The sequence below is a fragment of the Rathayibacter sp. AY1B6 genome, from assembly GCF_002932755.1.
In the GTDB taxonomy this organism is placed as follows: Bacteria; Actinomycetota; Actinomycetes; order Actinomycetales; family Microbacteriaceae; genus Rathayibacter.
This window is the reverse complement of the sequence record NZ_PSWL01000015.1, coordinates 59,623-77,138: the sequence shown is the minus strand read 5'-3', so window position 1 is coordinate 77,138 and position 17,516 is coordinate 59,623. Positions and strand designations below refer to the sequence as shown.

The window sequence follows — 17,516 nt, the reverse complement described above, 5'->3', positions numbered from 1 at the left end:
GACGAAGGAGTGTGCGCGATGCCGGCGAGACCCCACCACCCCGTGAGCTCCCGGCGGCTGCCGGCGCTCGCGGCCCTCCTGATCGCCGCGGTCCTCGCGCTGGTCCCCGCGACCGCGGCGACGGCCGAGTCGCCGGTCTCCTTCTCCTCCTCCACCGTCCTCGACTCGGTCGGCGTGCTGAGCTCCGGAGAGACCACCGAGATCGAGCAGGCCTCGCGGGCCCTCTACGACCAGCACCGCGTGCAGCTGTTCGTCGCCTTCGTCGACTCCTTCTCGGATCCGTCCGACCGCGCCGCGTGGGCGGACGCGACCGCGACCCGCAACGGGCTGGGCACCGACGACGTCCTCCTGGCCGTCGCGGTCGACGCCCGCCAGTACCAGGTGTCGGTCGCGCAGGGCTTCGCCCTCGACGACGCGCAGATCTCCTCGCTCCAGTCCGACGACATCGAGCCGAGGCTCGCCGACGGCGACTGGGCCGGAGCCGCAGTGGCCGCCGCCGACGGGATCGGGCAGCGCCTCGACGCGCCCAGCGCCGGCGAGTCCCTCGGCTCGGGGCTGCTGATCGCCCTCGGCGTGCTCGCGGCCCTCGTCGTGATCGGCCTCGTGGTGCTGCTGCTCGTCCGCCGCGCGCGGAAGCGCCGCGCCCAGGAGGCGGTGGAGGCCTCGATCGACGAGCTCGCCACCCGCGCCGGGTCGGCCCTCGTCCACGCCGACGACGCCGTCCGCACCAGCGAGCAGGAGGTCGGCTTCGCGGAGGCGCAGTTCGGCGCCGACGCGACCGGCGCGTTCCGCGAGGCGCTGGTCACCGCGAAGCGCCTGCTCGGCGAGGCCTTCACCCTGCAGCAGCGCCTCGACGACGCCGAGCCGGAGACCGATCAGGAGCGCCGCGACGGCTACCAGCGCATCCTCCAGCTCTGCGCCGACGCCGAGCGGACGCTCGACGAGCGCGCGAGCGCGTTCGAGGAGCTGCGCGACCTCGAGAAGAACGCGTCGCAGGTCGCCGCCGCGCTCACGGCCCGCGCCGCCGAGGTCGGCGACCGCCTCCCCTCGGCGCGGGCCCGCCTCGCCGAGCTCGCCTCCCGCTACGCGCCGACCGCGATCGACGACGTGGGCGACGACGCCGACCAGGCGGAGGACCGTCTCCGCTTCACCCGCGACCAGCTCGCGGGCGCCCAGCAGGCGCTGCAGGCCGGCGACTCCGGCCGCGCCGCCGTGCTGCTGCGCGCGGGGCAGCAGGCGGCCGAGCAGGCCTCCGGCCTCGTCGACGCGGTGGCCACGCGGGGCGACGAGCTGCAGAAGGCGGAGGCGTCCCTCGCCGGCCGCATCGCCGAGATCCGAGCCGACGTGGCACAGGGACGAGCGCTCGCCGCCTCCCAGGACGCGGAGTCCGCCGCGCAGGCGCAGAACGTCGCCGCGGCGGTCGCCACGACCGAGGCCGCCCTCGACGACGTGGAGCGCGCCGCCGCCGTGCGTCCGAACGACCCGCTCGCCCTGCTCGAGGCGCTCACCGCCGCCGACGCCACGATCGACGCCGCCGTCGGCGGGTTCCGCGACGCGCAGGCCCAGCGCGAGCGCGAGCGGGCCGCCCTCGGCGCCGAGCTCACCTCCGCCCGCAGCCGCGTCTCGGCGGCCGAGGACTTCATCGCGGCCCGCCGCGGAGCGGTCGGCTCGGAGGCGCGCACCCGCGTCGCCGAGGCCGCCCGCTCGGCCGAGTACGCCGAGCGCATCGCCGCCACCGACCCCCGCGAGGCTCTCGCCTCCGCCCAGCGCGCCTCGCAGCTCGCCCAGCAGGCGCTCGAGCGGGCACGGGCCGACGCGGGCTCCTACTCCGCCCCGAACGCCGTCGGCAGCCCCTACGGAGGAGACACGACCGGTGCGTTCCTCGGCGGGATCCTGGTCGAGTCGCTCCTCGGAGGCGGACGCCGCAGCGGCTACCGCTCGGGCGGCTTCGGCGGCGGAGGCTTCAGCGGCGGCTTCGGCGGCGGAGGCTCGTCCCGGCGCTCCGGCGGCGGCGGCTTCGGCGGCGGGCGCAGCAGCGGCGGAGGAGGACGCCGCGGCGGAGGCGGGCGCTTCTGAGCGCCCCTCGGGCATCCGCGCACGACCACTTCCACCACCTCCCCCACGACTCCGGCACCACCTCCGACATCCGGCACCACCCACGACGCAAGGAGAGACACCCATGGCTCAGAGACAGTCGATCTTCGGCCGCATCGCGCAGCTCGCGAAGGCCAACATCAACGCGCTCCTCGACCAGGCCGAGGATCCGCAGAAGATGCTCGACCAGATGGTCCGCGACTACACCGACAGCATCCGCGACGCGGAGGCGGCGATCGCCACCACGATCGGCAACCTGCGGCTGCTCGAGGACGACTACCGCGAGGACGTGCAGAACGCCCAGGAGTGGGGCGGCAAGGCCCTCGCCGCGAGCCGCAAGGCCGACGAGCTGCGCACCGGCGGCAGCGCCGGCGACGCCGACAAGTTCGACGCGCTGGCCAAGGTCGCTCTGCAGCGCCAGATCCAGTCGGAGAAGGAGGCGAAGGACGCCGAGCCGACCATCGCCTCGCAGACCGAGGTCGTCGACAAGCTCAAGTCGGGCCTGAACCAGATGCGCGAGAAGCTGCAGCAGCTCTCGAGCAAGCGCGACGAGCTGATCGCCCGCTCGAAGACCGTCGAGGCGCAGAGCCAGGTCCAGGACGCCGTGAAGAGCATCGACCTGATGGACCCGACGAGCGAGGTGAGCCGCTTCGAGCAGAAGATCCGCCGCGAGGAGGCCCGCGTCCGAGGCGCGGAGGAGCTCGCCTCCTCGAGCCTGGACGCGCAGTTCGAGTCGCTCGAGGACCTCGGCGAGATGACCGAGGTGGAGGCGCGCCTCGCCGCGCTCAAGTCCGGCCGCCCCCAGGACTCGATCGGCTCCTGAGCCCGTGCGCCTCCGGCGGCGGTCCCGCCGGAGGCGCACCCCCTTCCCGACACGCGCGGAGCGAAGGCTGGCAATCGCCATGGTGCGGAGCCGCCGCCGTCCCCGTAGTGTTCACACCAGGTTGCCCTTGACCCCGGTCGCCCTGCTGCCGCGTCCGGCCCCTACCGACGCGGTGAACCATGAGCGGACCGCCCCCGTCGGGATCGCTCGCCGAGAGACCGTCGACGCCGACGGTCACCACGAAGAGCGAGGCGCCGATGAGCACCCCCACCACCACGTCCGTCACCGGAGGCGCCCCCCGCGTCGTCCGCACCCGCCCCCGCGCCGACGGCCGCGTCAACCCGACGACCGAGTACTCCGGTCTCCTCAGCACGGTCCGCGACGCGGGGCTCCTCCGCCGCCGCACCGGCTTCTACTACACGATGTTCGGCGCGCTGGTCCTCGCGCTCGGCGGCATCGTCACCGGCTTCGTCCTGCTGGGCGACTCCTGGTTCCAGCTCCTGCTCGCCGCCGCCCTCGGCATCGTGCTGACGCAGTTCGCCTTCCTCGCCCACGAGGCCTCGCACCGCCAGGTGTTCGAGTCCGGCAAGGCCAACGACATCGCGGGGCGCACCCTCGCGAACCTCTTCGTCGGCATCAGCTACTCCTGGTGGATGACCAAGCACAGCCGCCACCACGCGAACCCGAACGTGCTGGGCAAGGACCCGGACATCGAGCGCGACGTCGTCTCCTTCACCGCCGAGGACGCGGCCCGCTCGCGCGGCCTCTACGCCTGGCTCACCCGCCGCCAGGGCTACGCGTTCTTCCCGCTGCTGCTGCTCGAGGGCCTCAACCTGCACCTGCACGGCTTCCGCACCGTGTTCGGCAAGGGCAAGGTCGACAAGCGCTGGGTCGAGATCACTATGCTCGTCACCCGCGTCGGCCTCTACCTCGCCGTCGTCTTCTGGGCCCTCCCCCTCGGCATGGCGTTCGCCTTCGTCGGCGTGCAGCTGGGCGTCTTCGGCCTCTACATGGGCGCCTCGTTCGCGCCGAACCACAAGGGCATGCCGCTGCTGCCGAAGGAGGCGCGCGTCGACTTCCTCCGCCGCCAGGTCCTCACCTCGCGCAGCATCCGCAGCACCTGGTTCACCGACCTCTACATGGGCGGCCTCAACTACCAGGTGGAGCACCACCTCTTCCCGAACATGCCCCGCCCGGCGCTGCGCCGCGCGCAGGTCATCGCCAAGGAGTACTGCACCACCCACCAGATCCCCTACACCGAGACCTCGCTGATGGAGTCGTACGCGATCGTCGTCCGCTACCTCAACAAGGTCGGCCTGTCGGCCGGCGGCGACCCGTTCGACTGCCCCGCCGCCTCCGCCTACGGACGCTGAGCACTCCCCTTCCGAGGCCCCTCGCACCTTCCCGGTGCGGGGGGCCTCCGTCGTTCGCGGGAGCGCAAGGGGGTGCCCCCGCGGGCGGCGGAGTCGTAGCGTCGGGACATGAGCAGCTCCGACTACGACATCGAGCCCACCCCCACCGACACGACCGACGGCGCGCGCACGCCCGACCCCGCCACCGAGACCGGCACCTCCGCGGGCCTCGACGAGGTCGGCGGCGCGGCCTCCCCCCTGGCCGACGGCGTCGGCGCCGACGGCGAGGAGCAGAACCCCCCGCTGCCCGACTGGGGCCCCACCGACGGCGTCCACGGCACCGATGCCGAGACCGGCGCCTCGGGCACCGAGCAGCACTGACACGGCTCCGCGAGGGACCTCCCCGGCCGGTCGGCGAACGTTCCGACCGCGTTCCGAGGAGGTCCCTCCGTGTTCGCCGGAGGGTCGGCCGGCGCTCGGGCGGTGCGCCCTACACTGGCGAAATGCAGCCGACCGAACGCGCCCTCCGCGTGATCTCCTACAACCTCCGGGAGCACCGAGCGCACGCCGAGATCGCCCCCCTCGCCGCCCGCCACGACATCGACGTCCTGTGCCTGCAGGAGTGCGACACCACGAAGCTGCCGCAGGAGGTGGGCTCGCTCCGGCTCGCGTCGGTCACGGCCCGCAACCGCCTGGGCCTGGCCGTCTACTACTCGCAGGACCGTTTCGAGCTCTCCGGCAGCGCCGCGTTCGAGCTCAGCAAGTCCATGCACGACCGAGTGATGTCCCCCGCTCACGAGCGCCTGCTGGCCGTCCGCCTCGACGACCGCGACGGCGGCTCGATCGCCGTGTCCTCCTTCCACGCCGCTCCGCTGTCCGCCGGCAACGCCCTGCGCCGCAAGCAGATCGACGAGGCGCTCAACCGGCTGCGCGAGTACGCGCCGGACACCCCCTCCCTGATGGTCGGCGACTACAACTACCCGTGGTTCTTCCGCGGACTCGACCGTCGGATGACCCGGAACGGCTACCTGGTCTCGCGGAGCGACTCCCCGACCTACGCGCGCTACCGCTACTTCAGCGGCCACTTCGACTTCGCCATCAGCGACTCGGTGCGGATCGAGCGGGTCTCCACGCTGCCCCAGGGCGTCTCGGACCACCTCCCGGTGATGGTCGACGCGCACTACGGCGTCCCCGCCGCCTGAGCGCGGGGCCCGCAGGCCCGCACGGTCGGTAGGCTCAGGGGGTGACGACCCTGATCCTCGCCCGGCACGGAGAGACTGTCTGGCACTCCGAGAACCGCTTCGCGGGCTCCTCCGACATCGCGCTGACCCCCCGGGGCCAGGACCAGGCGGCGACTCTGGCCGCCTGGGCCGTCGACGCCGACCTCGAGGCGGTGTACTCCTCCACCCTGGTCCGGGCCGTGCGCACCGCCGTGCCCGCCGCGCGGGCCGCCCACCTCGAGCTGCAGCCCGACCCGGCGCTGGTCGAGGTCGACTTCGGCCGCGGCGAGGGGCTGACCACCGACGAGATGGAGAAGCGCTTCCCGGACGAGTACCACGCGTGGGTCGCCGCACCGGCCATCCAGCCGATGCCCGGCGGCGAGTCCGGCCTCGACGCCGTCGCCCGCGCGAACACCTCGCTCGCCCGCATCCACCGCGAGCACCCCGACGGCCGCGTGCTCGTCGTCGCGCACGGCACGCTCATCCGCCTCCTGCTGTGCGCCTACCTCGGCATCAACCCCGAGACCTACCGGCACATCTTCCCCGTGGTGGACAACGTCTCGCTGACCACGCTGCGCTGGGACGCGACCGGCGTCGGCCTGCTCGGCTACAACGTCCCGCCCGTGCAGACGCAGCGGCGCTCCAGCTGAGCGGAGCAGCCGCCCCCGAGTTGCGCCCGGCGAGCGCGGGCTCGATCGGCCTGGTGCTGGGGTCGGTCGCCAGCGTGCAGCTCGGCGCCTCCTTCGCCGTGCTGCTCTTCCCCGCCGCGGGGCCGATCGGCACCGTGACGCTCCGGCTGGTGTTCTCGGCCGCCGTGCTGCTCCTGGTGTGCCGGCCGCGGCTGCGCGGTCACAGCCGCGGTGACTGGCTCACCGTCGCCGCCTACGGCCTCGCGCTGGGCGGGATGAACGCCTGCTACTACGAGGCCATCGCCCGGATCCCGCAGGGGGCCGCCGTCACCCTCGAGGTGCTCGGGCCGCTGACGCTCTCGGTGATCGCCGGGAGGAGCGTGCTGAGCCTGGTCTGGGCGGTGCTCGCGCTGGCCGGAGTGGTGACCCTGTCGCAGGGCGGGTTCTCGGCGCTGGACCCGGTGGGCGTCGGCTTCGCGCTGGGGGCCGCGGTGCTCTGGGCCGCGTACATCGTCTTCGCCGGCCGCACCGGCGGGCGGTTCCAGGGGATCGACGGGCTCGCGCTGGCTCTCGCGGCCGGCGCGATCGTCTCGCTCCCGTTCGGCCTCGCCTCCGCCGGACCCGCCCTGGTGGTGCCGCCGGTACTGCTCCTCGGGCTCGCCGTGGCGGTGCTCTCCTCCGCGGTGCCCTACGCGCTGGAGCTGCTGGCGCTGCGGCGCCTGCGCTCCTCCACGTTCTCGATCCTGATGTCGCTCTCCCCCGGGGCGGCCGCGCTCTCGGGCTTCCTCGTGCTCGGCCAGCGCCTCAGCGCCGTCGAGGCGGTCGGGATCGCGCTCGTGGTCGCCGCGAGCATCGGGGCGGTGCGGACCGCGCGGACCTCCGCCTGAGCGCCAGTTCTTTTGTTAGGCTAACTATGTGCCGCCGACCGAAACCCCGCAGACCAGGACCGCGCAGACCAGGACCCCGCAGACCGACCTTCCGCTGACCTCCCTCGCGGGCGAGGTGCGGGCAGCGGTCGGCCGGCTGGGGCGGCGGCTCCGGCAGGAGAAGGCCCAGCACGAGCTCAGCGATCCGCAGTTCAGCGTGCTCGCGCTCCTGCACCGCGAGGGCGCGAAGACCCTCGGCGAGCTGGCCGAGGCGGAGCGGGTCCGCCCGCCGTCCATGACCCGCACGGTCGGCTGCCTGGTCGACGAGGGGCTCGTGGAGCGCCTCGCCGACCCCGCCGACGGCCGCGTCACCCGCATCCGCCCCACCGGAGCCGGCACCGCGCTGGTCCTCGATGTGCGCCGCAGCCGCGACGCCTGGCTCGTCGCGCGCCTGCAGGAGCTCCCCCCCGAGGACCTGCGCCTGCTCCACGACGCGGCGGCGGTCCTGCGCGCGGTGGCCGACCGATGAGCGCGATGTTCCGCTCCCTCGCCGTCCCGAACTACCGCATCTGGTTCGCGGGCGCGATGGTCTCGAACGTCGGCACCTGGATGCAGCGCACGGCCCAGGACTGGATCGTGATCAACGACCTGACCGACCACGACGCGACGGCGCTCGGCGTGACCATGGCGCTGCAGTTCGGACCGCAGCTCGTGATGGTCCCCTTCTCCGGCTTCATCGCCGACCGCTTCGACCGGCGCAAGCTCCTGATGGCCACCCAGGGCGCGATGGGCGCGCTCGGGCTCGGCCTGGGGCTCATCGTCGTGACCGGGGTCGTCCAGCTCTGGATGGTCTACCTCTTCGCCCTGCTGCTGGGCTTCGCCGCCGCCATCGACGCCCCTGTGCGTCAGACCTTCGTCTCGGCGCTGGTCGAGGAGCGCGACCTCACCAACGCCGTCTCGCTGAACTCCGCCTCCTTCAACTCGGCGCGGATGATCGGACCGGCCCTCGCGGGCGTGCTCATCGCCGCCGTCGGCTCCGGCTGGGTCTTCCTCCTCAACGCCGCGAGCTTCCTCGCCGTGCTGCTCTCGCTGCGGGCGCTGCACCGCGACCAGCTCCGCAGCGCACCCCGCGCCACCCGGGGCCCGGGCGCCCTGCTCGAGGGGTTCCGCTACGTGTCGAAGCGGCCGGACATCCTCGTGGTGCTCGCGATCGTGTTCCTGATCGGAACGTTCGGCCTCAACTTCCCGATCTTCGCCTCGACGATGGCGACGGTCGAGTTCGACATGGGGGCGAGCGAGTTCGGCCTGCTCTCCTCCGCCATCGCCGTCGGCTCGGTGCTGGGGGCGCTCCTCTCGGCCCGCCGCGACCGCCCGCGGCTCCGGCTCATCGTCGGCGCCTCCGCCGCCTTCGGCGTCGCGCTCGCGCTGGCCGGCGTCATGCCGACCGTCTGGGCGTTCGCGATCCTGCTCCCCTTCGTCGGCATCGCGGCGCAGACGCTGATGACCTCGGCCAACGGCTACGTGCAGCTCTCAACCGCCCCCGAAATGCGCGGCCGGGTGATGGCGCTCTACATGGCGATCTTCGTCGGCGGCACCCCGATCGGGGCCCCGCTGATCGGCTGGGTCGCGAACGCCTACGGCCCGCGCCAGGCGATGCTGGTCGGCGCCGCCTCCGGGATCGCAGCGGCCGCCATCGGCCTCGCCTTCCACCTCCGCCTGCGCCGCAGAGCCCGGCTCGCGGCGCCCGAGCAGGAGGCCGCGCCCGCCACCGGCGGAGTCGGTCTGCTGCGCCCGCGGGCCTGAGCTCCGTCAGCCGGTCCGCGCACCGGGGCGGATCCGCGGACGAGTCCACTCGACGCGTCGTCCCCGACGCGGGGCGCGGAGGCCGAGCCCCTCAGGCCTCGCGCGTGATCTCGACGCGGACGAAGAGCTTCGACGAGCGCGGGCCCGCGAACACCCCGCGCAGCGGCGCGATGTCGTTGTAGTCGCGGCCCCGGCCGACGATGACGTGGCGGTCGCCGATGTCGATCAGGTTGGTCGGGTCGTAGCCGCGCCACGCGCCTCCGCAGAACCACTCGACCCAGGCGTGCGACTCCCCCACCACGGTCTCGCCGATCTCGGCGTGCGGCTTGGGGTGCAGGTAGCCCGAGACGTAGCGCGCCGGGATGCCCACCGAGCGCAGCGCCCCGAGGACGATGTGGGTGATGTCCTGGCAGACGCCCTCGCGCGCGGTCCACGACTCGGTCGCCGTGGAGTGCACCCCCGTGACGCCCTGGCGGTAGGTCATCGCCCGGCCGATGGTCTCGGCGATCGTCAGCGCGGCGTCGCACGGCCCGGCGGCCTCGTCGGCCAGAGAGCGGGCCAGCGCCGAGAGGTCCTCCGGCGGCGCGGTGCGGTGGGTCTGCTTCGACTGCTCCACGTACTCGGTGCGCGTCTCGACCTGGTCGGACAGCTGCTCCCAGCCGGTGGGGTGGTCCGGGTGCTGCTTCGGCCGGATCTCGACGAGCGAGGTCGCCGTCAGCGAGAGCTCGCGGTGCGCGTCGAGCACGTCGAAGGACGAGACGCGGGTGCCCCAGTAGTCGGTGTAGGCGTGCACCGAGGTCAAAGGTCGGATGTCGAGGTTCGAGAACAGCACCAGCTGCCCGTCGGAGGAGGCGGGGAGCATCCGCGCCTCGTTGTAGGACGCGACCACGTCTCCCGCGTAGGTGAAGCCCGTGGTGTGCCTGATGCGCAGCCTGCTCACAGCGCCTCCCCGATCCAGCTCGGCATGACGTTGGTGGGGAAGTACCGCTGGCGGATCGCCTCGGAGGCGGCCGAGGTCGCCTCCTGCACGCTGTCCATGTGCCGCGGAAGGTCCTCGAGGATGTCGGTGATCGGCCGGAACTCCAGCTCGCTGCGGATCCGCCCGAGCACGCGCTGCGCGTCGCCGGAGTGGCCGATGCGGCCGGTGCGCGGCTCGATGTCGCGCATGCACATCTCCGCCCGCGAGACCGAGAAGAGGATCGAGCGCGGGAAGAGCCGGTCCAGGAGGAGGAACTCGGCCGCGTTCCGCGCGCTCGGCACGCCCCGGTAGGTGCGCAGGTAGGCCTCGTAGGCGCCGCAGGAGCGGAGGATCGTGGTCCAGGAGGGGCCGCTCGCCTCGGTCAGCGAGCGGGTGGCGAGCAGACGGGCGGTCATGTCGGCGCGCTCGATCGAGCGGCCGAGCGTGAAGAACTGCCAGGCCTCGTCGCGCGAGGTCGCCGACTCGATGATGCCCACGGCGAGGGCGGAGCGCTCGCGCACCCAGCTGAAGAACTCCGAGACCCGCTCGCCCGAGACACGGCGCGGCATCCGGGTGCGCGTGGTGTTGAGGCACTCCCAGAGCTCGGTCGAGACGATCTCGCGAGCCCGGCGGGCGTTCTCGCGGGCCGCGCCGAGCGAGTAGGCGATCGAGGCGGGGTTCGTGCGGTCGATCGCGAGGATCGCCAGCACGTCGGCGCGGGTGATCTCGCGCATGTCGTCGGGCGGGGTCGAGCCCATCACCGACAGGAGCGAGCGGCAGGCCGTGTCCTCGTCGATCCACGGGTCCTCGAGCAGGAGCTGGAGGTGGACGTCGAGGATGCGGGCGGTGCCGTCGGACCGCTCGATGTAGCGGCCGATCCAGAACAGCGACTCGGCGATCCGGGAGAGCATCAGTCGTCCTCCCCCGCCGCGAGCGTCTGCTGCTGCTGCTGGTCCTGGTCGGTGTTCGGCGCGTCCTGCGGCGAGTGGTCGGGCGTGTGGTTGAGCGGGTAGACGATCGGGATGGAGCTGGTGACCGCGGCCTGCTCGGCGACCAGCGCCTGGATGTCGCGCGCCTCGGGCTCGGCGCTGCGCGCCTCCTCGAGGCCGACCACCCAGGTGTCCTTCGATCCGCCGCCCTGCGACGAGTTGACGACGAGCTGCCCCTCCGGGAGCGCGACGCGGGTCAGCCCGCCGGGCAGCACCCAGACGTCGGTGCCGTCGTTCACGGCGAAGGGCCGCAGGTCGGCGTGCCGGGGGCGCATCCCGTCGTCGACGAGGGTGGGGATGGTGGAGAGCTGCACGACCGGCTGCGCGATCCACCCGCGCGGGTCCGCCTGGAGGCGGGAGCGCAGCTCCGCGAGCTCCTTCGCCGAGGCGGCCGGCCCCACGACCAGGCCCTTGCCGCCGGAGCCGTCGACCGGCTTCACGACGAGCTCGTCGAGGCGGTCGAGCACCTCCTCGAGGGCTCCCGGGTCCTCCAGGCGCCACGTGTCGACGTTCTTGATCACCGGCTCCTCCGAGAGGTAGTAGCGGATGAGGTCGGGGAGGTAGGTGTAGACGAGCTTGTCGTCGGCGACGCCGTTGCCGACCGCGTTGGCGATCGTCACGTTCCCGAGGCGGGCCGCGAGCATCAGCCCGGGCGAGCCGAGCATCGAGTCGGCGCGGAACTGCAGCGGATCGAGGAACTCGTCGTCCACACGGCGGTAGATCACGTCGACCCGGGTCGGGCCGGAGGTGGTGCGCATGAACACCTTCCCGCCCGTGCAGAACAGGTCGCGGCCCTCGACCAGCTCGACGCCCATGAGACGGGCCAGGAGGGTGTGCTCGAAGTAGGCGGAGTTGTAGACGCCCGGGGTGAGCACGACGACGGTCGGATCGTCGACGCCCTCGGGGGCGGAGGCGCGGAGGGCCTGCAGCAGCTTGTTCGGGTAGTCGCCGACCGGGCGCACCCGCATCGAGACGAACAGCTCGGGCAGCGTCTGCGCCATCACCCGGCGGTTCGAGATGACGTAGGAGACGCCGGAGGGCACGCGGACGTTGTCCTCGAGGACCCGCCAGCCGCCCTTCTCGTCGCGGATCAGGTCGATCCCGGACACCTGGATCCGCACGCCGTTGGCGGGGACGATGCCCGCCGCCTGCCGGTGGAAGTGGCTGGAGCTCGAGATCAGCCCGGCGGGGATCACGCCGTCGGCCACGGCGTTCTGCGGGCCGTAGACGTCGGCGAGGAAGGCCTCGAGAGCACGGACCCGCTGCTTGATGCCGGTCTGCACCTCGTTCCACTCGGCGCGCTCGATGACCCGGGGGACGGCGTCGAGGGGGAACGGCCGCTCCTCCCCCGCGAAGTCGAACGTGACGCCCTGCGCGAGGTAGGAGGAGGCGAGAGCGTCGGTGCGGCCGCGCAGCTCCTCCTGGGTCATCCGCGCGAGCGAGGAGTAGATGTCGCGGTAGGCGCCGCGGACCCCGTCGGGGCCTCCGGTCGACGCCACGTCGGCGAACATCTCGTCCCAGGGGGCGGCGCCCGTGTCGGGCCGCTCGACCTTCTGGGACCCGTATCCGTCGAAGAGGTCACCCATGGCACGACTCTAGTGCGGGGCGTATTGCGGGGATGTTTCGGGCGGCGAGGGAACCCCGCACCGTCGAGGGATCCTGCTGCTGCGGGCTCTCTCGACGGTCAGGGGTTCCCTCGACGGCGGTCGGGAATACGGTGGGCCGGGCGTGGTTGAATGAGGATGTACATGCAAACGCATGGACCAGGCCCCACCGGGCCGGAGGACAGAAGGAGCGCCTGATGCAGTTCGGCATCTTCACGGTCAGCGACATCACGACCGACCCCACGACCGGACGGACCCCGTCCGAGTCCGAGAAGATCCAGGCGACCCTCGCGATCGCGCTGAAGGCGGAGGAGATCGGCCTCGACGTCTTCGCCCTGGGCGAGCACCACAACCCGCCGTTCTGGTCCTCCTCCCCCACCACGACGCTCGGCTACCTCGCGGCGAAGACGGAGCGGATCACGCTCTCCACCGCGATGGCCCTCATCACCACGAACGACCCGGTGAAGCTCGCCGAGGACTACGCGATGCTCCAGCACCTCGCCGGCGGCCGCGTCGACCTGATGCTCGGCCGCGGCAACACCGGCCCCGTCTACCCGTGGTTCGGCAAGGACATCCGCCGCGGCATCGAGCTGACGATCGAGAACTACGACCTGCTGCACCGCCTGTGGACGGAGGACTTCGTCGACTGGGAGGGCCAGTTCCGCACTCCCCTCCAGGGCTTCCAGTCGACTCCGCGCCCCCTCGACGGCGTCGCGCCGTTCGTGTGGCACGGATCGATCCGCTCCCCGCAGATCGCCGAGCAGGCCGCCTACTACGGCGACGGCTTCTTCGCGAACCACATCTTCTGGCCCGCCTCGCACACCCAGAAGATGGTGCAGCTCTACCGCCAGCGCTTCGAGCACTACGGCCACGGGACCGCCGACCAGGCGATCGTGGGCCTCGGCGGGCAGATCTTCCTGGCGAAGAACTCGCAGGACGCCGTCTCGCAGTTCCGCCCCTACTTCGACAACGCCCCCGTCTACGGCCACGGCCCCTCGCTCGAGGACTTCACGGAGCAGACCCCGCTCACGGTCGGCTCCCCGCAGCAGATCATCGACCGCACCCTCGGCTTCCGCGAGTACGTCGGCGACTACCAGCGCCAGCTCTTCCTGATGGACCACGCGGGACTCCCGCTGAAGACCGTCCTGGAGCAGATGGACATGCTCGGCGAGATCCTCCCCGCCCTGCGCGCCGGGTTCGCCGAGGGCCGCCCCTCGCACGTGCCTGACGCCCCCACCCACTCCTCCCTCGTGGCCGCGCGCGACGCGCAGCCCGCGGCCGAGCCCGTCACCGTCTAGTCAGGAGCTCTTCATGGACACCCGCAGGATCACCGTCCTCTCGGCCGGCCTCAGCCAGCCGTCCTCGACCCGGCTGCTCGCCGACCGCCTGGCCGACGCCGCCGAGTCCTCTCTCGCCGAGCAGGGCTTCGCCGTCGAGCGGAGCGTCGTGGAGCTGCGCGACCTCGCGCATGACGTCACGAACAACCTCCTCACCGGCTTCGCGAGCCCCGCTCTGCAGACCGCGCTCGACGCGGTCGCCGGCGCCGACGGACTGATCGCCGTCACGCCGATCTTCACGACCAGCTACAGCGGGCTCTTCAAGTCGTTCGTCGACGTGCTCGACACGGAGGCGCTGCGCGGCCTGCCCGTGCTGCTGGCGGCCACGGGCGGCTCCCCCCGCCACTCCCTGGCCGTCGACTACGCGATGCGGCCGCTCTTCACCTACCTGCACGCGGCGCCCCTCTCGACCACCGTGTTCGCGGCGACGGACGACTGGGGCGGCGCGACCGAGGACGGACGGGCGCTGCCCTCGCGGATCGAGCGCGCCGGACGCGAGCTGGCCGACGAGGCCGCCCGCTCCTCCCGCTCGGGCTCCGCGCCCGACCCGTGGGCGCTGGACGGCTCGTTCGAGGGGATGCTCGGCCGCCGCAGCTGAGCGACCATCGGGCGGAGCGGCCGCTCTTCTCATGGATCGGCCGATCCGTCCAGCCGAGATTCCCGCCGCCGCTCCGGAATAGCCTGCCCCCGGGAGCCTTCCGCTGGCCCCCGGAAGGAGGCCTACATGGGCCCGACCAGCAAGGGGCTCCCCTCGGGGGCCCTCGACCTCTCGCAGCTCGGACGCGCGGTCCTCGACCGCCGCCGCTTCCTCGGAGCTCTCGGCGTCGCCGCCTCCGTCCCGGTCCTCTCCGGCTGCGGCTTCGCCCCGGCGGGCCCCGCGGCGAGCGCCGGCAGCGACACCCTCACCTTCACCACCTGGGGCACCGACGCCGAGCTGGCCGGCTTCCAGCGCGCGATCGACGCCTTCCAGTCGGCGAACGCGGGCGCGACCGTCACCCTCAACGCGGTGCCGTACGAGCAGATGTTCACGAACATCGACGCGCAGCTGCAGGCGGGCAACCCGCCGGACGTCTTCCGAGTGCCGTACTACACCTTCGGCAGCTACGCCGGGCGCGACCAGCTGCTGGACCTCTCGTCCTACCTCGACTCCGACGTCGCCGACCGGTTCACCGACCCGGCGTGGGCCGCCGTGCAGAGCGGAGGGAGCCCGTTCGGCGTCCCGCACCACACCGACACCTCGCTGATCCTGTACAACACGCAGGTGCTCGCCGACGCGGGCGTCACCTCGTTCCCCACCTCGCCCGAGGAGGCGTGGACCTGGGAGGAGTTCACCGAGGTCGGGCGGAAGCTGCGCGCCTCGCTCCCCGCCGAGCGCTACCCCTTCGCCTACAACTGGCAGGGCAACGGAGTCACGCGCTGGCTCAGCCTGCTCTTCCAGGCCGACGGCCGCTTCCTCACCGAGGACCTGTCCGGGCCTGCGATCGACTCCGCCGCCGGCCGTGCCGCGATCGACTTCAGCCGCAGCTTCTTCACCGACGGCCTCGTGCCGCCGAGCAGCTCGGTGCAGGCGACCACCTACGCCAGCGACCTCTGGTACTCGCAGACCACCGCGATGACCTTCGCCGGCGCGTTCCTCATCCCCGACGCCGACTCCACCCTCGACTTCGAGTGGGGTGCCACCTACTCGCCGCGCGACGTCCGCGGAGGCGGCGACTTCGGCGGCAACGCCCTCGTCGCGACCAAGGCCGCGAAGAACCCGGAGCTGGCCGCGTCCTTCCTCGCATTCGTGACGGAGGAGGAGGCGATGCGCGACTTCTGCGCCGGAGCCTCCCTCCTCCCCACGCGCCGCGACCTCACGGAGTCGGGCATCGAGTTCGCCGTGCGCCCCGAGCTCGCCGAGGTGTTCCTCGGGCAGGCGGGCACCGTCCAGGCGTCCGACTCGGCGCAGGTCGCCTCGCCCGACATGGCCGCGATCATCACGGTGCTCAAGGAGCAGCTGGAGCAGGCCTTCATCGGCGGGCGCAGCACCGAGGACACCATCGCCGGCCTCACCTCCGGCATCGCTGCCGCGACGCAGTGAGCCGGTCGGTCCTCGCGCCGGAGGCGGTGACCGCCCGCCCCCGGCGCACCTCTCGCGCCCCCGCCCGCGAGACGGCGGCCGCCTACGCGTTCCTCGCGCCGAACCTGCTGATGCTCGGCCTGTTCGTGTTCGTCCCCCTGGGCGGTGCGTTCCTGATCGGCTTCCAGCGGACCAACGGCTTCGGCGACGGCGTCTTCGTCGGGCTCGACAACTACGCGCGCCTGCTCGGCGACGGCCTCTTCTGGCGCTCGACGCTGAACACGGCGCTGTTCACCCTGATCGTGACCCCGCTCTCGATGGCGCTGGGCCTCGGCGCGGCGGTGCTGATGAACTCCGTGCTGCCCGCGCGGCCGGTGTTCCGCAGCATCCTCATCCTGCCGATGGCGGTCTCCGGCGTGGCGACGGCGCTGATGGGCGTGCTGATCTTCGACGAGAACAGCGGCGTGCTCGACGGCATGCTGCAGACCATCGGCCTCCCCCGCATCGCCTGGCAGTCGGGCGGAGCGGCGGCCTTCGCCTCCGTGGTGCTGGTCACCCTGTGGTGGCGCACCGGCTTCAACATGCTGATCTACCTGGCGGGGCTGCAGGGGGTGAACCCGGCACTCTACGAGGCGGCCCGGCTCGACGGAGCGAACGCGTGGCAGCAGTTCCGACACGTGACACTGCCGCTGGTCGGCCCGTCGTCGTTCTTCCTGCTCATCCTCAACGTCATCTACTCGTTCCAGGTGTTCGACATCGTCTTCGTGCTCACCGGCGGCGGGCCGCAGAACGCGACCTCGGTGCTCGTGACCTACGCCTACGACACCGGGTTCGTCACCCGCGACCAGGGCTACGCCGCGGCCATCGGCATCGTGCTGCTGATCCTGACCATGGTCTTCACCGCGGTGCAGTGGCGCACCAACCGCTCGAGGGACCTCGTCGAATGATCCGCACCTCGCGCACGGCGCGCCTGCTCCGCCTCGCCCTCGCCCTCGGCGTCTCGGTCGTCATCGTCTTCCCGCTGTACTGGATGGTCGTCGTCGCGTTCTCCTCGCGGTCCGAGCTGCTCGGCGGCACCCTCCGCCTCTGGCCGCGCGAGCTGACTCTGGTGAACTTCGAGCGCGTGTTCTCGTCGTTCCCGGTGGCGACCTGGTTCGGCAACTCCCTCGCGATCAGCCTCGTCACCGCGCTGATCACCGTGACGATCAACCTGCTCGGCGGCTACGCCTTCGCGCAGCTGCGGTTCCGCGGATCCGGCGTGCTCTTCCTCCTGGCCCTGTCGACACTCACTCTGCCCGTGCAGGTGATCATGGTGGCGCTGTTCCGGCTCGTCACCGACCTCGGGCTCTACGGGAGCTACTGGGCGGTGATCCTGCCGACGGCGGCCTCGGCGTTCGGGCTGTTCCTGGCGCGGCAGTTCATCCTCGCGATCCCGCGGGACCTCATCGAGGCGGCCCGGATCGACGGCGCCGGCCACTTCCGCGTGTTCACGGCCATCGTGCTCCCCCTCTCGAAGCCGCTGATCGCCGTGCTCTTCTTCATGTCGCTGCTCGGCTCCTGGAACGACTTCGCCTGGCCGCTCATCGCCCTGAAGGAGAACGCGCTCTTCACGCTCCCGATCGGCCTGCTCTTCCTCCAGGGGCAGTTCGGCAGCGACTACGGAGCGACCATGGCGTTCGCCCTGGTGAACGTCGTGCCGATGGTGGTGCTGTTCCTGGTGTTCCAGCGCTACTTCGTGCAGGGCTTCGCGCGCAGCGGCCTCCGCTGACTCCGCGGCGGGGG

General features: G+C 72.4%; 17 protein-coding genes. 14 read left to right on the top strand and 3 right to left on the bottom strand.

Annotated features, from left to right (window positions below):
* Nucleotides 1-18: 18 nt before the first annotated feature.
* The 9 genes from C5D08_RS09850 to C5D08_RS09810 all read left to right on the top strand — a co-directional run bounded on the left by C5D08_RS09850 (nt 19) and on the right by C5D08_RS09810 (nt 8,787).
* Nucleotides 19-2,076: a TPM domain-containing protein gene (locus C5D08_RS09850; RefSeq protein ID WP_104276895.1), complete on the top strand. Its 2,058-nt coding sequence runs from the start codon at nt 19-21 to the stop codon at nt 2,074-2,076.
* A gap of 103 nt (nt 2,077-2,179) precedes the next feature.
* Nucleotides 2,180-2,917 carry a PspA/IM30 family protein gene (locus C5D08_RS09845; protein WP_104223858.1) on the top strand — a complete coding sequence of 246 codons (738 nt, stop codon included), beginning with the start codon at nt 2,180-2,182 and terminating at the stop codon, nt 2,915-2,917.
* A 257-nt stretch (nt 2,918-3,174) separates the two neighbouring features.
* Entirely contained in the window at nt 3,175-4,290 is a 1,116-nt protein-coding gene (locus C5D08_RS09840; protein ID WP_104292262.1) for an acyl-CoA desaturase, read from the top strand.
* Between the two features lie 108 nt (nt 4,291-4,398).
* Nucleotides 4,399-4,650 carry a hypothetical protein gene (locus C5D08_RS09835; RefSeq protein WP_104276894.1) on the top strand — a complete coding sequence of 84 codons (252 nt, stop codon included), beginning with the start codon at nt 4,399-4,401 and terminating at the stop codon, nt 4,648-4,650.
* Between the two features lie 122 nt (nt 4,651-4,772).
* Complete coding sequence (locus C5D08_RS09830; protein ID WP_104223855.1) at nt 4,773-5,471, top strand: endonuclease/exonuclease/phosphatase family protein; 699 nt, start codon at nt 4,773-4,775, stop codon at nt 5,469-5,471.
* 41 nt (nt 5,472-5,512) lie between these two features.
* Complete coding sequence (locus C5D08_RS09825) at nt 5,513-6,139, top strand: histidine phosphatase family protein (RefSeq protein WP_104276893.1); 627 nt, start codon at nt 5,513-5,515, stop codon at nt 6,137-6,139.
* Nucleotides 6,140-6,159: 20 nt separating this feature from the next.
* Nucleotides 6,160-7,005, top strand: a complete 846-nt coding sequence (locus tag C5D08_RS09820; protein WP_219815169.1) for a DMT family transporter — start codon at nt 6,160-6,162, stop codon at nt 7,003-7,005.
* A 28-nt stretch (nt 7,006-7,033) separates the two neighbouring features.
* Nucleotides 7,034-7,513: a MarR family winged helix-turn-helix transcriptional regulator gene (locus tag C5D08_RS09815; protein WP_258065237.1), complete on the top strand. Its 480-nt coding sequence runs from the start codon at nt 7,034-7,036 to the stop codon at nt 7,511-7,513.
* The gene (locus C5D08_RS09810; protein ID WP_104276892.1) at nt 7,510-8,787 is read left to right on the top strand and encodes an MFS transporter; all 1,278 of its coding nucleotides are present in this window, start codon (nt 7,510-7,512) and stop codon (nt 8,785-8,787) included. The genes C5D08_RS09815 and C5D08_RS09810 overlap by 4 nt, the downstream gene beginning before the upstream one ends.
* Nucleotides 8,788-8,878: 91 nt before the next feature.
* Here C5D08_RS09810 and C5D08_RS09805 read toward each other — a convergent pair whose 3' ends face one another.
* The 3 genes from C5D08_RS09805 to C5D08_RS09795 are packed head-to-tail and all read right to left on the bottom strand — an operon-like array spanning nt 8,879 to nt 12,320.
* Nucleotides 8,879-9,727: a transglutaminase family protein gene (locus C5D08_RS09805; RefSeq protein WP_104276891.1), complete on the bottom strand. Its 849-nt coding sequence runs from the start codon at nt 9,725-9,727 to the stop codon at nt 8,879-8,881.
* A complete protein-coding gene (locus tag C5D08_RS09800; RefSeq protein ID WP_104276890.1) occupies nt 9,724-10,656 on the bottom strand; it encodes an alpha-E domain-containing protein in 933 nt (310 codons plus the stop codon). The genes C5D08_RS09805 and C5D08_RS09800 overlap by 4 nt, the downstream gene beginning before the upstream one ends.
* Entirely contained in the window at nt 10,656-12,320 is a 1,665-nt protein-coding gene (locus C5D08_RS09795; RefSeq protein ID WP_104276889.1) for a circularly permuted type 2 ATP-grasp protein, read from the bottom strand. The genes C5D08_RS09800 and C5D08_RS09795 overlap by 1 nt, the downstream gene beginning before the upstream one ends.
* Nucleotides 12,321-12,535: 215 nt before the next feature.
* On the opposite strand from C5D08_RS09795, the gene C5D08_RS09790 reads away from it, so the two are divergent.
* The 5 genes from C5D08_RS09790 to C5D08_RS09770 all read left to right on the top strand — a co-directional run bounded on the left by C5D08_RS09790 (nt 12,536) and on the right by C5D08_RS09770 (nt 17,502).
* Entirely contained in the window at nt 12,536-13,636 is a 1,101-nt protein-coding gene (locus tag C5D08_RS09790; RefSeq protein WP_104276888.1) for an LLM class flavin-dependent oxidoreductase, read from the top strand.
* A 13-nt stretch (nt 13,637-13,649) separates the two neighbouring features.
* Entirely contained in the window at nt 13,650-14,273 is a 624-nt protein-coding gene (locus C5D08_RS09785) for an FMN reductase (RefSeq protein ID WP_104276887.1), read from the top strand.
* A 126-nt stretch (nt 14,274-14,399) separates the two neighbouring features.
* The gene (locus tag C5D08_RS09780; protein WP_104276886.1) at nt 14,400-15,755 is read left to right on the top strand and encodes a sugar ABC transporter substrate-binding protein; all 1,356 of its coding nucleotides are present in this window, start codon (nt 14,400-14,402) and stop codon (nt 15,753-15,755) included.
* Nucleotides 15,756-15,781: 26 nt separating this feature from the next.
* The gene (locus tag C5D08_RS09775; RefSeq protein WP_258065239.1) at nt 15,782-16,681 is read left to right on the top strand and encodes a carbohydrate ABC transporter permease; all 900 of its coding nucleotides are present in this window, start codon (nt 15,782-15,784) and stop codon (nt 16,679-16,681) included.
* Entirely contained in the window at nt 16,678-17,502 is an 825-nt protein-coding gene (locus C5D08_RS09770; protein WP_104276885.1) for a carbohydrate ABC transporter permease, read from the top strand. The genes C5D08_RS09775 and C5D08_RS09770 overlap by 4 nt, the downstream gene beginning before the upstream one ends.
* Nucleotides 17,503-17,516 lie beyond the last annotated feature (14 nt).